Source organism: Pseudomonas sp. Mn2068 (assembly GCF_049319725.1).
GTDB lineage: Bacteria > Pseudomonadota > Gammaproteobacteria > Pseudomonadales > Pseudomonadaceae > Aquipseudomonas > Aquipseudomonas gingeri.
Map to the genome: position 1 here is coordinate 24,345 of NZ_JBMOUG010000019.1, position 14,374 is coordinate 38,718.

General features: G+C 64.5%; 10 protein-coding genes. 8 read left to right on the forward strand and 2 right to left on the reverse strand.

What is annotated here, in order from left to right; all coding sequences use genetic code 11:
• Positions 1-151 precede the first annotated feature (151 nt).
• The 6 genes from ACL9RJ_RS29475 (at position 152) to ACL9RJ_RS29500 (ending at position 11,905) form a co-directional block, all read left to right on the forward strand.
• Complete coding sequence (locus ACL9RJ_RS29475) at positions 152-997, forward strand: sulfotransferase family protein (RefSeq protein ID WP_042934756.1); 846 nt, start codon at positions 152-154, stop codon at positions 995-997.
• A gap of 121 nt (positions 998-1,118) precedes the next feature.
• The gene (locus ACL9RJ_RS29480) at positions 1,119-8,024 is read left to right on the forward strand and encodes an Ig-like domain-containing protein (RefSeq protein ID WP_422765911.1); all 6,906 of its coding nucleotides are present in this window, start codon (positions 1,119-1,121) and stop codon (positions 8,022-8,024) included.
• Between the two features lie 96 nt (positions 8,025-8,120).
• Positions 8,121-9,617 (forward strand): TolC family protein, encoded by a 1,497-nt coding sequence (locus tag ACL9RJ_RS29485; protein ID WP_177066442.1) that lies wholly within the window; start codon positions 8,121-8,123, stop codon positions 9,615-9,617.
• Positions 9,601-10,200, forward strand: a complete 600-nt coding sequence (cysC, locus tag ACL9RJ_RS29490; RefSeq protein ID WP_177063503.1) for an adenylyl-sulfate kinase — start codon at positions 9,601-9,603, stop codon at positions 10,198-10,200. The genes ACL9RJ_RS29485 and cysC overlap by 17 nt, the downstream gene beginning before the upstream one ends.
• Complete coding sequence (locus tag ACL9RJ_RS29495) at positions 10,197-10,985, forward strand: aspartyl/asparaginyl beta-hydroxylase domain-containing protein (RefSeq protein ID WP_177066441.1); 789 nt, start codon at positions 10,197-10,199, stop codon at positions 10,983-10,985. Before cysC ends, ACL9RJ_RS29495 begins: the two co-directional genes overlap by 4 nt.
• Entirely contained in the window at positions 10,973-11,905 is a 933-nt protein-coding gene (locus ACL9RJ_RS29500; RefSeq protein ID WP_422765912.1) for a sulfotransferase family protein, read from the forward strand. The genes ACL9RJ_RS29495 and ACL9RJ_RS29500 overlap by 13 nt, the downstream gene beginning before the upstream one ends.
• Before the next feature lie 4 nt (positions 11,906-11,909).
• On the opposite strand, the gene ACL9RJ_RS29505 is transcribed toward ACL9RJ_RS29500, so the two are convergent.
• Together ACL9RJ_RS29505 and ACL9RJ_RS29510 are read right to left on the reverse strand one after the other, a co-directional pair.
• Positions 11,910-12,671 carry a slipin family protein gene (locus tag ACL9RJ_RS29505; RefSeq protein ID WP_017124773.1) on the reverse strand — a complete coding sequence of 254 codons (762 nt, stop codon included), beginning with the start codon at positions 12,669-12,671 and terminating at the stop codon, positions 11,910-11,912.
• Between the two features lie 2 nt (positions 12,672-12,673).
• The gene (locus ACL9RJ_RS29510; RefSeq protein ID WP_017124772.1) at positions 12,674-13,159 is read right to left on the reverse strand and encodes an NfeD family protein; all 486 of its coding nucleotides are present in this window, start codon (positions 13,157-13,159) and stop codon (positions 12,674-12,676) included.
• Between the two features lie 216 nt (positions 13,160-13,375).
• Between ACL9RJ_RS29510 and ACL9RJ_RS29515 the strand changes: the two genes are divergently transcribed.
• Positions 13,376-13,837 carry an aminoacyl-tRNA deacylase gene (locus ACL9RJ_RS29515; RefSeq protein ID WP_017124771.1) on the forward strand — a complete coding sequence of 154 codons (462 nt, stop codon included), beginning with the start codon at positions 13,376-13,378 and terminating at the stop codon, positions 13,835-13,837.
• 181 nt (positions 13,838-14,018) lie between these two features.
• Positions 14,019-14,264: a DUF2789 domain-containing protein gene (locus ACL9RJ_RS29520; RefSeq protein WP_017124770.1), complete on the forward strand. Its 246-nt coding sequence runs from the start codon at positions 14,019-14,021 to the stop codon at positions 14,262-14,264.
• Positions 14,265-14,374 lie beyond the last annotated feature (110 nt).

Genomic DNA, 14,374 nt, shown 5'->3' on the forward strand with positions numbered 1-14,374 from the left:
TATAGAGCCATCAGACAGCGGAAAATGCCCATGAACACCCGTGTTTATGGGCCTTTTCCGACTTAAAGTCCCTACGATTGATGTCAAAATACTACTAGTCCGCAACAATTCCTTACGCTACGCTTTGTCCTACAAATGGACTTACGTCACGGTGAATGGATTGCGCAGTTTTCACTTTATCTCCGGACTACCGCGCTCAGGCTCAACCCTGCTCTGTGCCATTCTCCTGCAGAACCCACGTTTTCATGCCGGCATGACCAGTCCGGTCGGCACCCTGTTCAACAGCGTGCTGGACCAGTGCAGCGCCGGCAGCGAGTTCGGCGCGGTGATCGACACCGACATGCGCCGCCGCCTGCTGGGCGGGCTGTTCGAGTCGTATTACGCCGACAAGACCGAACAATCGGTGATCTTCGACACCAATCGCCAGTGGAGCGCGCGCCTGCCCGCGCTGATGGACCTGTTTCCCCGGTCCAAGGTCATCGCCTGCGTGCGCAATGTCGCCTGGGTGATGGACAGCCTGGAACGGCTGTACCGCGCCAACCCCTTCGAGAACACCAAGCTGTTCAACGATCAGATCGAGCGCAACACCGTCTACAGCCGCTGCGAAACCCTGGCCCAGCGCAATCGCCTGGTGGGGTATGCCTGGACCGCACTCAAGGAAGCCTATTACGGCGAACACGCCGACTCCTTGCTGCTGATCGATTACGACCTGCTGTCCCAGGCCCCGGAGCGGGTGTTGCGACTGGTCTACGACTTTATCGGCGAGCCCTGGTTCGAACACGATTTCGAGCACCTGGCCTATGACGCTCCGGAATTCGACCAGGCCCTCGGCGTTGCTGGCCTGCACAAGGTCAAGCCCAAGGTGGCGCTGGAGTCACGGCGCACGATCCTGCCGCCGGACCTGTTCGAAAAATATGCCGAGTTGTCGTTCTGGAACGATGGCTCTGCCAGTGCCGCGAATGTCATTCGCATGAAAACCAATGCCGCGGTCAGTTGATCGCGGTTTTTCATTCCAATAAAAAAATCCGTTGAGCGCGCCAGCGTTCGAGTGCAGGTGAAACATGTGGTGGAGCAAACCGAAAGCGCGGGCTGTGGGCATGAGAAGCCTGGTTTCACCCATGATCATTCCACTGGAACCGCGCATGCTGTTCGACGGTGCCGTGGCCGCCACCGTGGCCGAGGCCGCGCAGCCGACCAGCCACCCGACCGCCGATGCGGCGAAGGCCCCGGCCACCGATCATGCGGCCGCTCCCGCCGAGGCCCACCCGCAATCCGATGCCCCGGTGACGCCGGCACCGGCTGCCGTGCCCGGCCAGTCGGTGGTCTTCGTCGACTCCCGGGTCAAGGATTTCGACAGTCTGCTCAAGGGCGCCGCGCCCGGCACCCAGATCGTCGTGCTGGATGCCAGCAAGGACGGCCTGCAGCAGATTGCCGATTATCTGGGCTCCCACCAGGGCGTGAGCACCGTGGAAATCATCGCCCACGGCAACTCGGGAGACCTGTGGCTGGGCAACACCTACCTTTCCTCCGACAACGTCGCGGCGCGGGCCGATGTGCTGGCGCAGATCGGCAGTGAGATGAATGTCGGCGGCGATATCCTGATCTATGCCTGCAACACGGCTGCCGGCGACAAGGGCATCGGTTTTGTCGACTCCCTGGCGCAATACACCGGGCGTGACATCGCCGCGTCGACCAACCGCACCGGCCTGGGCGGCGACTGGACCCTGGAAATCGCCACCGGCAGCATCGAAAGCCACAACGCGCTGTCGGCCGATGCCATGTCCGCCTACCAGTACGGCCTGGCCACCATTACCGTGAACACTGGCGCCGACACCGGCGCCGGCAGCCTGCGCCAGGCCCTCAGCGATGCGGTGGCGGGCGATATCGTGACTTTCAGCACGCCGGGCATGACGGTCAACCTGAATTCGCAACTGGTGATCGCCAAGAACCTGACCATCGATGGCGACCTGGACAACAACGGTACTGCCGATGTGACCATCAGCGGGCAGTACAAGACCCAGGTACTCACGGTCAATTCCGGGGTCACCGCGACCCTGGACGGGCTGGTCATTACCAAGGGGCTGATGGCCGGCAACGGCGGCAATGGCGGTAACGGTACTACCGCGGGCAACTTGCTGGGGGCGGGGATCAGTAACTTCGGTAACCTGACCCTGAATAACGTCAGCGTGACCGCGAACGCAGCCTCGGGCGGCGGTGGTGGCGGCGGCGTGGTCAACGGCGATGTCGGTGGTGCCGGTGGCGGTGGTGGCGCGGTGGGTGGCGGCAACGGCGGGCATGGTGGCATCACCGGCTCCGGGACCGGTGCCTACGCCGGAGGCGTGGGCACGGCCAACCAGGGTGGCCAGGGTGGTGGCTACTCGACCATGGGCGGTCACGGCGGTTCGAGCAGCGGCGGTGCCGGCTCGAACGGCCTTTACGGCTATACCAACGGTTCCGCTGGCGGTACAGCGAGCTCTGGTTCCTTGTCGATCGGCGGTGGTGGTGGTGGCTCCGGCTGGAATAGTGCCGGTGGCAAGGGCGGCGGAGCGGCCGGCGGTATCTACAACGCCAGCGGCGCCACCCTGACCATCGTCGGCACCAGCTCGATTACCGGTAACATCGGTGCCGGCGGCGGCGGTGGTGGCGGTTCGGCGACCGGCAGCGGCACGGCTCTCAATGGCGGTGACGGTGGCCTGGGTGTCGGTGCCATCTGGAACAAAGGCACGGTCTTGATTACGGCGGCCAACTTTGCCGCCCTGGGTGGCTCCGCGAATGCGGGGGCCAGCGGCAACGGTGGCTTGGTCAGCGCCTCGGGCGCCTCGGCAGGCAATAAACCGACCGCTGTCAACGGCTTGTTCAACGATATCGGCGCAACGGCGAACACCGCCTACAACCCGGCGCCGACCGCGACCATCGTGGTCAGCAACACCGCGCAGCACATCGGCAGCACCTCGCTGGTGACCATTACCTTCAACCAGGCGGTGACGGGGTTCACCAACGCCGACCTGACGATTGCCAACGGCACCCTGAGCAACTTGGTGGATAGCGGCGATCATATCACCTATACCGCGACCTTCACCCCGGACTCGAGCGTCAGCAGCGCCAGCAACACCATCGTGCTGAACAACGCCGGGGTCAACAGTGTGGCGACGGGTACGGCGGGGAGCGGCACCACCTCATCGAACAACTTCGCTATCGATACCACACGCCCGACCGCGACCATCTCGGTCAGCGGCCCGACGCTGAGCACCACGGCCAACGGCACGGTGAGCATCACCTTCAGCGAGGCGGTGAGCGGTTTCAGCCTGTCCGATATGACGGCATCCAACGGGACCCTGAGCAACCTGACCACCAGCGACAACATCCACTGGACCGCCACCCTGACGCCGACCGCGGGCAACAACAATAGCGGCAACGTCATTACCCTGGACAACAGCCTGTATACCGACACCTCGACCAACGCCGGTACGGGCACGACCACGTCCAACACCTATGTCATCGACACCGTGTTGCCGACCGCGACCATCGCAGTGGCGAGTCCGCTATTGAATATCGGTGGCACGTCCCAGGTGACCATCACCTTCAGCGAGACGGTCAACAACCTCACCACTTCCGCGTTCACCGTCGCCGACGGCGCCCTGAGCAACCTGGTCCAGGTGAATGGCACCACCTGGACCGCGACCCTGACCGCAACCGCCGGGATCACCCATACCGGCGATGTCATCACCCTGAACAACACCCAGGTCAGCGACGTCGCGGGCAACGCCGGCAGCGGCACGACCACGTCCAACACCTACGCGGTCGACACCCAGCGGCCGACGGCGACCATCGTGTTCGGCAACACCAACCTGGGCATCGGCCAGACCTCACCGGTGACCATCACCTTCAGCGAAGCCGTGACCGGTTTCAGCAACACCGACCTGACGGTGTCCAATGGCAGCCTGAGCGCGGTGAGCAGCAGCGACGGTGGCATCACCTGGACCGCGATCTTCACCCCGACGGCGGCGATCGTCAGCGCCAGCAACCACATCACCCTGGACAACAGCGGGGTCGCTGACGGTGCGGGCAACGCCGGCAGCGGCACCAGCACATCGAACAACGTCGCCATCGACGGCGTGCGCCCGACCGCGACCATCGTGGTGGCGGACAATGCCCTGAAGATCGGTGACACCTCGCTGGTGACCATCACCTTCAGCGAAGCCGTGGTCGGTTTCAGCAACGCCGACCTGACCCTCGCCAACGGTAACCTGAGCGCGGTGAACAGCCTTGACGGTGGCATCACCTGGACCGCCACGTTCACCCCGACGACGAACATCACCAACACCAGCAACGTCATCACCCTGGACAATACCGGCTATGCCGACACCAGCGGCAACGTCGGGACCGGCACCACCGACTCCAACAACTACGCGATCGACACCCAGCGGCCGACCGCGACCATCGTCGTCGCCGATCCGACGCTGAGCGCGGGTGAAACCTCGCTGGTGACCATCACCTTCAGCGAGGCGGTGAACAACTTCAGCAATACCGACCTGACCATTGCCAACGGTACCCTGAGCGCGGTGAACAGCAGCGACGGAGGTATCACCTGGACCGCGACGTTCACCCCGAACGCCAACGTCAACAGCGCGACCAACGTCATCACCCTGGCCAATACCGGTATCGCCGACCAGGCCGGCAACACGGGCGTGGGCACCACCAACTCGACCAATTTCGCCATCAACACCGTGCTCCCCACGGCGAGCATCGTGGTGGCGAATCCGTCGCTGAATATCGGTGGCACGTCCCAGGTGACCATCACCTTCAACGAGGCCGTCAGCGGTTTCACCAATGCCGACCTGAGTGTCGCCAACGGTAGCCTGAGCGCGGTGAGCAGCAGCGACGGTGGCGTCACCTGGACCGCGACGCTCACCGCGACCGGCAACATCACCGACAGCAGCAACCTGATCGTGCTGGACAACAGCGGGGTCCAGGCCGCGGCTTCGGGCAATGTCGGCAGCGGCACCAGCCTCTCCAACAACTACATCGTCGACACCCAGCGTCCGACCGCCACCATCGCCGTGACGACCGATCACCTGGGCATCGGCGGCAGCTCCGTGGTGACCATCACCTTCAACGAAGCCGTGACCGGTTTCTCCCTGGGCGACCTGACCACCGACAACGGCACCCTGAGCAACCTGAGCACCCTCGACAACATCGTCTGGACCGCGACCCTGACGCCGACGGCGGGGATCACCCAGAACAACAACCACATTGTCCTGGACAACAGCACCGTGACCGACATCGCCGGCAACGGCGGCAGCGGGACCAGTACCTCGAACGCCTATGACGTCGACAGCGTGCGGCCGACAGCGACCATCGTGGTCGCCAATCCGACCCTGGCGGCCGGCGATACTTCGCTGGTGACCATCACCTTCAGCGAAGCGGTGAGCAACTTCGACAACAGCGACCTGAACGTGCCCAACGGCACCCTGAGCGCGGTGAGCAGCAGCGACGGCGGCGTGACCTGGACCGCCACCTTCACCCCGACCGGCAATGTCCACGACACCAGCAACCTGATCAGCCTGAACAACTCCACCTATACCGACCTGGCGGGCAACGCCGGTGTCGGCGTGACCAACTCGGGCAACTTCACCATCGATACGGTACGGCCGAGCGCGACCATCGTGGTGGCGGACAACTCCCTGACGATCGGCGAAACCTCGACGGTGACCATCACCTTCAGCGAGGCGGTGAGCGGCTTCAGCAATGCCGACCTGACCATCAGCAACGGCACACTGACCACCGTCGCCACCAGCGACGGCGGCATCACCTGGACGGCGACCTTCACACCGACCAGCAACATCGCCGACAGCAGCAACCTGGTCGTGCTGGACAACTCTGGCGTGACGAATGCCTCGGGCAACGCCGGTAGCGGCACCACCAATTCCAACAACTTCAGCATCGACACCCAGCGGCCGACGGCGACCATCGCGGTCAGCACCAACGCCCTGAATATCGGTGGTTCATCCGTGGTGACCATTACCTTCAGCGAAGCCGTGACCGGTCTTTCCCTGGGCGACCTGACAGCGGTCGGCGGCACCTTGAGCGGCCTGAGCACCCTCGACAACATCACCTGGACCGCGACCCTGACGCCGAACGCCGCTACCACCCAGAGCGGCGGTGTCATTGGCCTGAACAACGCCCTGTTCAGCGATATCGCCGGCAATGCCGGCACGGGCACCACCGAGTCCAATACCTACAGTGTCGATACCGTGGCGCCGACGGCGAGCATCGTGGTCAGCAGCGCGAGCCTGCTCGTCGGGCAGACCGCGACGGTGACCATCACCTTCAGCGAAGCGGTGGCCGGTCTCGACAACAGCGACCTGAGCGTGCCCAACGGTACCCTGAGCACGCTGACCAGCAGCGACGGCGGTGTCACCTGGACCGGGACCTTCACCCCGACCAGCAACGTTCACGACACCACCAACCTGATCAGCCTGAACAACACCGGTTATACCGACCTGGCGGGCAACGCCGGCACCGGCGTGACCAACTCGGCCAACTTCACCATCGATACGGTGCGGCCGACCGCGACCATCGTCGTGGCGGTCCCGAGCCTGAATGCCGGGGCGAGCTCTGCGGTGACCATCACCTTCAGTGAAGCGGTCAGCGGTTTCAGCAACGCCGACCTGACCATCAGCAACGGCACACTGACGAACGTCAGCTCCAGTGACGGCGGTATCACCTGGACCGCGACGCTCACCCCGACCAGCAATGTCACCGACACCACCAACGTCATCACCCTGGCCAACAGCGGTGTCACCAACGCCTCGGGCAACGCCGGCAGCGGCACCACCGACTCCAACAACTACAGCATCGATACCCAGCGGCCGGGCGCGACCATCTCGGTGGCCAACCCTCACGTGGGGATCGGCCAGACCACCACGGTGAGCATCACCTTCAACGAGGCGGTCACCGGCTTCGACCTGTCGGACCTGAGCGTGGCCAATGGCGTGCTGTCCAACCTGACCACCAGCGACAATATCCACTGGACCGCGACCCTGACACCGACCGTCGGCGTCACCGATGCCACCAACCTGATCGTGCTCGATAACAGCCTGGTCACCGATGGCGCCGGCAACACCGGCTCGGGTATCGCCATCTCCAACAACTATGGGGTCGACGCCGACCTGCCGACCGCCACCATCGTGGTCGCCAACCCGAACCTGACCGCCGGCCAGACCACCACCGTGACCTTCACCTTCAGCGAGAAAGTCACCGGCTTCGACCTGTCGGACCTGAGCGTGGCCAACGGTGTGCTGTCCAACCTGGCCAGCAGCGATGGCGGCAAGACCTGGACCGCGACCCTGACGCCGACGGCGAATATCACCGATCCGAGCAACTTCATCACCCTCGATACCAGCCTGGTCACCGATCTGGCGGGTAACGCCGGTACGGGTTTCGCCAACTCCAACAACTACGGGATCACCACGGTGTCCCTGGGCGGCGACCCGCAATTTCGCATCACCGACCCGGCGCCCGCGCCGGACCTGCCGAATGTGCCATTGCAGCCGATCGTCTTCGGCCCACCCGGCGGCAACCTGGGCTCGCCTATCGGCTTCCCGCCGCTGTTCGAACAGCGTGATGTGGGCGGCGGCCTGCCGCCGCTCGGCAATATCTTCATCCGCAACGGTGCCCTGGCCCCGAGCTTCATTGCCCAGGTGTTCAGCACCGACAGCGGTGGCGACGGCAGCGGCAGCGGCTTCCTCGGTTTTGGCGGCGGCGATGGCGGGGTGTTCGGCAGCAGCACCTTGTCGGGCCTGTTCAATCGCGAATCGACGACGGGCGACAGCAGCGGCTTCAAGGCGTTCGAGCGCCAGGGCAGCAAGAGCCTGGGCGATCCGTCCCAGGGCCTGCGCGGGATTTTCGGTGCGCCGACCCTCGGCCAGCAATTGCAGCAGCTCAAGGATTCCGAGCAGAAACAGCTGCATGAACTAGCCTGGGCTCTGGAGCAGGTCGGTGTCAGCGAAATACCGGCCTGAACAATGATTTGAGATCTGCGCCGACGTTTGTCGGCGCCTATAAAAATAGAGAGCGGTAGTCAGGGGCGGTGCCAGGGAATGAGAAGAAGTCAGAAGTTGTTCAGCGTCAGCTTGCTGGCGCTGGTAGTCAGCGGTTGTGCCGTCACCAGCCAACCGATCGATCGCAGCGTCAGTGAGCAACGCGCCAAAACCGATCTGCAGAGCATGTACAGGGATCAGGAACCCCTCAGCGGCCCGCTCACCCTGCACGAAGCCATGGCCCGTGCGGTGAAATACAACCTCGAAGGGCGCCTGAAGATCATGGAGGAGGCGCTGTCCAAGCGTCAGCTGGACCTCGCCAGCTTCGACATGTTGCCGCGCATGGCGCTCTCGGCCGGTTATGCCGGGCGTAACAACGTCAGCGGCTCCAGTAGCGAAAGCGTGGAGACTCATACCCAGTCCCTGGAACCTTCGACCTCCCAGGACAAGAATCGTCGCGTCGCCGACCTGACCATGGTCTGGAACGTGCTCGACTTCGGTGTCAGCTATATCAGCGCCAAGCAGCAGGGCGACCAGCGCCTGATTGTCCAGGAACGCCGGCGCAAGGTGATCAACACCATCGTCCAGGACGTGCGCTCGGCCTATTGGCGGGCGGTGGCGGCCGAACGCCTGCTCAAGCAGATCGACAGCCTGATGGTGCGGGTCGAGGCGGCGCAGGGCAACAGCGAGAAGATGAGCGAGCAGCGCATCGGCGATCCGATCCAGGCCCTGGGTTACCAGCGCTCGCTGATCGAGGCCACCCGCCAACTGGAAGAGCAGCGCAAGGCGTTGTCCCTGGCCAAGACCGAACTGGCGACCCTGATCAATCTGCCACTGGGCACCGACCTGACCCTGGCGACCTCGGATGATTATGCGATTCCGGAGCTCAAGGTCGATATGGCCCAGCTGGAACACGAGGCCCTGGCCAGCCGTCCGGAACTGCGCGAGCAGGATTACCAGAGCCGTATCAGCGCCGCCGAAACCCGCAAGGCCATGCTGCGCCTGCTGCCGGGCCTGGAGTTCTCGGCCGGTGGTCACTACGACAGCAACTCGTTCCTGGTCAATGACAAGTGGGCGGACTTCGGCGTCAAAGTCACCTGGAACCTGTTCAACGTGATCTCCGCGCCGGCGGCCATCGATGTGGCCAAGGCCGGTGAGGAAGTGGCGACCGCGCGCCGCCAGGCGATGTCGATCGCCGTGCTGGCGCAGCTCTACGTGGCCAACGCCAACTACCGCGAGGCACTGCGTCAGTTCAAGACCAGCCAGCAACTGTCGAATATCGACGGACAGATCGTCGGCCAGTTGCGCAACCGCTACAAGGCCGCCGGGCTGGGTGAGCTGGACCTGATCCAGGGCGAACTCAACACCCTGCAGGCCGACCTGCGTCGCGACCTGGCCTATGCCGACCTGCGCAACGCCTACGGCCAGATCTTCGCCAGCGCCGGGCTCGATCCGTTGCCGGCGCAAGTCTCGTCGACCAAGGTCGCGGCGATTGCCGGGGCCATGGCGACACGCGAGTCGCAGTGGGCGGCCGGCAATATCAGCGCGCCTGTGGCCCATGCCGAAGGACAATAACCTGCTGGCGCCGCGGGCAAGCGTCAGTCGCGGTCAGCGCGAGGCCCGCAACGGCCATCGCGGCACGGCGATCCTGCTGACCGGCTTGCCGGCGGCAGGCAAGTCGACCGTGGCCCAGGCGCTGCAGGCTGAGTTGTTCACACGTGGATTGCAGTGCCTGGTGCTGGACGGCGATGCCTTGCGCGGCGGTTTGAATCGCGACCTGGGGTTCGCCGAAAGCGATCGCCAGGAAAATATCCGTCGCGCCAGCGAGCTGGCCGGACTGCTGGTGGACAACGGCCAGATCGTCATCCTGGCGATGATCGCGCCCCAGGCCGACCTGCGTGAACTGTTCGCCCGGCGCCTGGGTGAGGATTATCGTGAGGTCTGGTGCAGCGCGTCGTTGCAGGTCTGCGAAGGGCGCGATCCGAAAGGGCACTACGCCCGCGCCCGGCGCGGCGAGCTGGCGAGTTTTACCGGGATCTCCGCGCCTTATGACGTGCCGCGGGCACCCGATCTGATCCTCGATACCGGGCGCCTCTCTGTCGAAGCCTGTGTCGAACAACTGCTGGGCCATCTGCAGTCGTCCGGGGTGATTCCCTGAGCCTGCCGGCCTTTTCCCGTTTGCCTGTGGCGGTGGCCTTGCCGCTGCTGCAGCAAGCCCTTTCTCGTATCGCCGGACCGGCCTGGAAAGCCCACTTCAATGCCGATTACTACGACGGTGACTGGAGTGGCGTCGCGCTGATTTCGGCGGCGGATGCCTTGAGCGAGCTGGCGCCCGGGGCCGGTGCGCCGACCGAGCGCGAGCCCTGGTTGCTGGATGCAACCTGGGCGGCGGCCCTGGACCTGCCCCTGGAGATACGTTCGGCGCGGTTGCTGCGCCTGGGGCCGGGCGGGCGGATTCACGAGCATCGCGACTACGACCTCGGTGCGCCGGACGCGGACCGACGACTGCACATTCCCCTGCTCAGCCCGCCGGATGTGGACTTCATGCTCGATGGCCAACGCATCCCGATGCAGGTCGGCGAATGCTGGTTTCTCGATCTGTCACGGCCCCACGGCGTCGATAACTGGGGCGGGGGCGAGCGGATTCACCTGGTGCTCGATTGCCGACCGAACCCCTGGCTGGAGCAGCAGATCGCGAGCGGGCTGGCGACTACGCCGGCACCGGGTATCGGCCGGGCCGCCGCGGATTTTGCGCGGTTTCGGACCTTGCTGGAGAACGATCCCGTGTTATGCCAGGCCTTGCAGGTTCTGGAGGACAGCGAAGCCTTTATCGCCCGTGCCCTGCAATTGGCGGGCGAGCGCGGCCTGCGCTTCGGCCGTGAGGACATCCGCTCGGCGATGCGCCAGGGCCGCAGCCGCTGGAGCCAGCAATGGATGGCCTGAAGGACTGGCTGCCGATCCGCCTCTGGCAGCAGGCCGGCGAGTGGCGGGTGGACTGGTGCTGGTTCGGTGGGCGCAAACTCGACCAGCCGTTTTTTCGCGAAGCGGTGGACGACGCGCTACGCCTGCCGTTCAACCAGGCATTCCGTCGTGAAACGTCCCTGGCGGCACTCAGCGAGTGGCGTGCCCCGGCGGTGGCGCCGACGGCCTTTATCTACCACGCCTCGCGTTGCGGTTCGACCTTACTCAGCCAGATGCTGGCGCAACTCGACGAGGCTATCGTCATCTCCGAACCTCCGGCGCTGGATACTCTGTTGCGCGGGACATTCGAGCCGCGAGAGCGACAGGCAGCGTTGCGTGGCCTGCTGGCGGCCTACGGCCAATTGCGCCGTGGTGGTGAACGCAAACTGGTGATCAAGCTCGATGCCTGGAATATCGCCGAGCTGCCGTTGTTGCGCGAGTGCTTTCCCGCCACGCCCTGGTTGTTCGTGTACCGCGACCCGCTGGAAATCGCCGTGTCCCATTGGCGTCGGGCGGGCATGCACATGGTCCCGGGGATGATCGGCGCCAGCTCCCTGGACAGCCCGGGGCAGGACGACTCGCGGGAAGACTATATCGCCCGGCGGCTGGGGCGGATTTTCCGGCAGGGGCTGGAGCATTGCCGGGCGTCGGGTGGCGTGCCGGTGAATTACAGCGAATTGCCGGCGGCCATGGACGGGCATCTGGCGGATTTGTTTGCCCTGGATGCCGGGCAGCGACAGCGGGTTTTCGCGTCGGTCGGACAACACGCCAAACAGCCCGCCCAGGTGTTTGTGCCCGACAGCCAGGACAAGCACCGCGAGGCCTCCGCACAGCTCCGGGAGCGGGTGTCAGCCTGGGCCCAGGCGCCCTATGAGGCGCTGGAACGCCTGCGTTGCCCCTGACCTTTCAGGATTTCGACGACAGATCCGCCATGCCCTTGAGCAACTCGATCGGCAACGGGAAGACGATGGTCGAGGTCTTGTCCCCGGCAATCGCCCCCAGTGTCTGCATATAGCGCAGTTGCATGGCGCCCGGCTGGCGTCCGAGCATCTCGGCCGCCTGCATGAGTTTCTCCGAGGCCTGCAATTCACCTTCGGCGTGGATCACCTTGGCCCGCCGTTCACGCTCGGCCTCGGCCTGCCGGGCGATGGCGCGGATCATCGACTCGTTGAGGTCGACGTGCTTGATCTCGACATTCGCCACCTTGATCCCCCAGGCATCGGTCTGCGCATCGAGCACGTGCTGGATATCGGTGTTCAGGCGCTCGCGTTCGGCCAGCAGTTCATCCAGCTCATGCTTGCCCAGCACCGCACGCAAGGTCGTCTGTGCCAGCTGGCTGGTGGCGGCGAGAAAATCCTCGACCTGGATAATCGCCTTCTGCGGGTCGAGCACGCGGAAATACAGCACCGCGTTGACCTTGACCGAGACGTTGTCGCGGGTGATCACATCCTGGGGCGGGATATCCAGCACCACGGTGCGCAGGTCCACCCGGACCATCTGCTGCACCAGCGGGATCAGCAGGATCAGCCCCGGTCCCTTGACCTGCCAGAAGCGCCCGAGCTGGAATACCACTCCACGTTCGTATTCACGCAGGATGCGAAAGGTCGAGGCCGCCAGCATCAGCAGCAGGAGCACCAGCAGCGCCCCGGAACCCAGTTGCAGGACCATGATCAATCTCCTCGCCTTGGCGGGTCGTCAGCGGCTTGCACTTCCAGCAGCAGGCCCTTGCGCGCGATCACCCGCACCCGTTGTCCGGGCTGCAGCGGTGTCGGGCTCAGTACCTGCCAGTTTTCCCCTTGCAGCTGGACCCAGCCGCCATAGACCCGGCCGTGATGGACATCGCCGGTTTGCAGCGCGGTGATGCAGGTAAGGCTGCCTTCCAGGCCGGCGTCGCCACTGACCACCTGGCGCTGGCGCGCCTTCACGGCCGCGGCGATCAGCGCCACCAGCAACAGGGCAGCGCTTATCGCCAGCAGAATGATCCAGGGCAGGGGAATCGCGTAGCCGGGCCATTGGCTGTCGATCAGGATCAGCAGCCCGACCACGAACGTGACAAGACCGCCGAAACCGATCAGGCCGAAGGTCGGCAGAAAGGTCTCGGCCAGCATGAATGCGATACCCAGGAGGATCAGCGCCACACTGGGGTGGATGGTCATGCTCACAGGTGTGCTCCGCGAGTTCGTCACCCCCTCTTGAAGTCTAGTCGAGGGGCGGCGGCCGCGTTTAGCGCCAAGTCGACTATCCAGGCCCGGCGATAGCGATAACGGTGCTTGAGCCGGGCCGACGACTGGCGCCGTACTGCCTAGACTCATACCCATGGATTGCCGTAGACCCATCGCCCCGGGGCATTCTGCGGGGCTCGGAGGTGCATCATGCGTATGGCCAAGACCGTGCAGAGCAGCCTGGAAAAGGCGAGCTGCGAATTCGACATCATCCATCACCCGCATTCGGCCAGCAGCCTGGAGACCGCCCGCCTGGCGGGGATTCCGGCGGAACGCATGGCCAAGTCGGTGATCCTCGACGACCAGCATGGGCATTACCTGATGGCCGTCCTGCCCGCCAGCCGGCACCTGGACCTGAGCAAGGTGCGGGGCGCCTCGACCTGGCAGATCACCCGGGAAAGCACCCTGGCGTATCTGTTCCAGGACTGCGAGCGCGGCGCCGTGCCGGCCCTGGGCGAATCCTATGGCCTGCGCATGGTGGTCGACCCGCTGCTGACCCGCGAGAAGGACATCTACCTGGAAGCCGGTAACCACCACAACCTGGTGCATATGGAAATGGGCGAGTACCTGCGCATGGTGCCCCATGCCGAAGTGTGCGAGGTCTGCCACTGAACCTTTGGCCCGCCCGCGCCCTCCATTGCAGGACAACTGAGCATTCCCACGCCCTGCGTGGGCATGCTGCCCGTGACGCTCTGCGTCAGCCGAGCGGACGCGGAGCGTCCAGAGAGGCGTTACCACGCAGAGCGTGGGAACGATCACGGCACCGATATTTCACTGATCACCGGAGAAGCCAATGGAATCACCTACCCACAGCCTGCCGTCCCTGTTCAAGCAACTGGGCCTGCCCAACGATGCGAAGAGCATCGACCAGTTCGTCGCCGCCCACTCGCCGCTCAAGCCGGAGCTGCACCTGGCCGACGCGTTTTTCTGGAGCAAGAGCCAGGCGGATTTCCTGCGCAGCGAAGTGCTCGAGGATGCGGACTGGGCCGAAGTGGTGGACCAGCTGGATGTGTTGTTGCGCAAGGGGAGGCAGGGCTGAGATCAAGCCCCCCATGAGCTACGCTCAACCCAACGGTCACGGTTCCTCTGTGCCTGACCGAACCGACAAGAACAAATTGTTTCAAGACTTGACGAAATCCTGGTCGATAC

Coding starts and splice junctions, on each gene's coding strand:
- ACL9RJ_RS29480 (WP_422765911.1), top strand. CDS start 1,119: ATGATCATTCCACTGGAACCGCGCATGCTGTTCGACGGTGCCGTGGCC.
- cysC (WP_177063503.1), top strand. CDS start 9,601: ATGCCGAAGGACAATAACCTGCTGGCGCCGCGGGCAAGCGTCAGTCGC.
- ACL9RJ_RS29500 (WP_422765912.1), top strand. CDS start 10,973: ATGGATGGCCTGAAGGACTGGCTGCCGATCCGCCTCTGGCAGCAGGCC.
- ACL9RJ_RS29505 (WP_017124773.1), bottom strand. CDS start 12,671: ATGGTCCTGCAACTGGGTTCCGGGGCGCTGCTGGTGCTCCTGCTGCTG.
- ACL9RJ_RS29510 (WP_017124772.1), bottom strand. CDS start 13,159: ATGACCATCCACCCCAGTGTGGCGCTGATCCTCCTGGGTATCGCATTC.
- ACL9RJ_RS29515 (WP_017124771.1), top strand. CDS start 13,376: ATGCGTATGGCCAAGACCGTGCAGAGCAGCCTGGAAAAGGCGAGCTGC.
- ACL9RJ_RS29520 (WP_017124770.1), top strand. CDS start 14,019: ATGGAATCACCTACCCACAGCCTGCCGTCCCTGTTCAAGCAACTGGGC.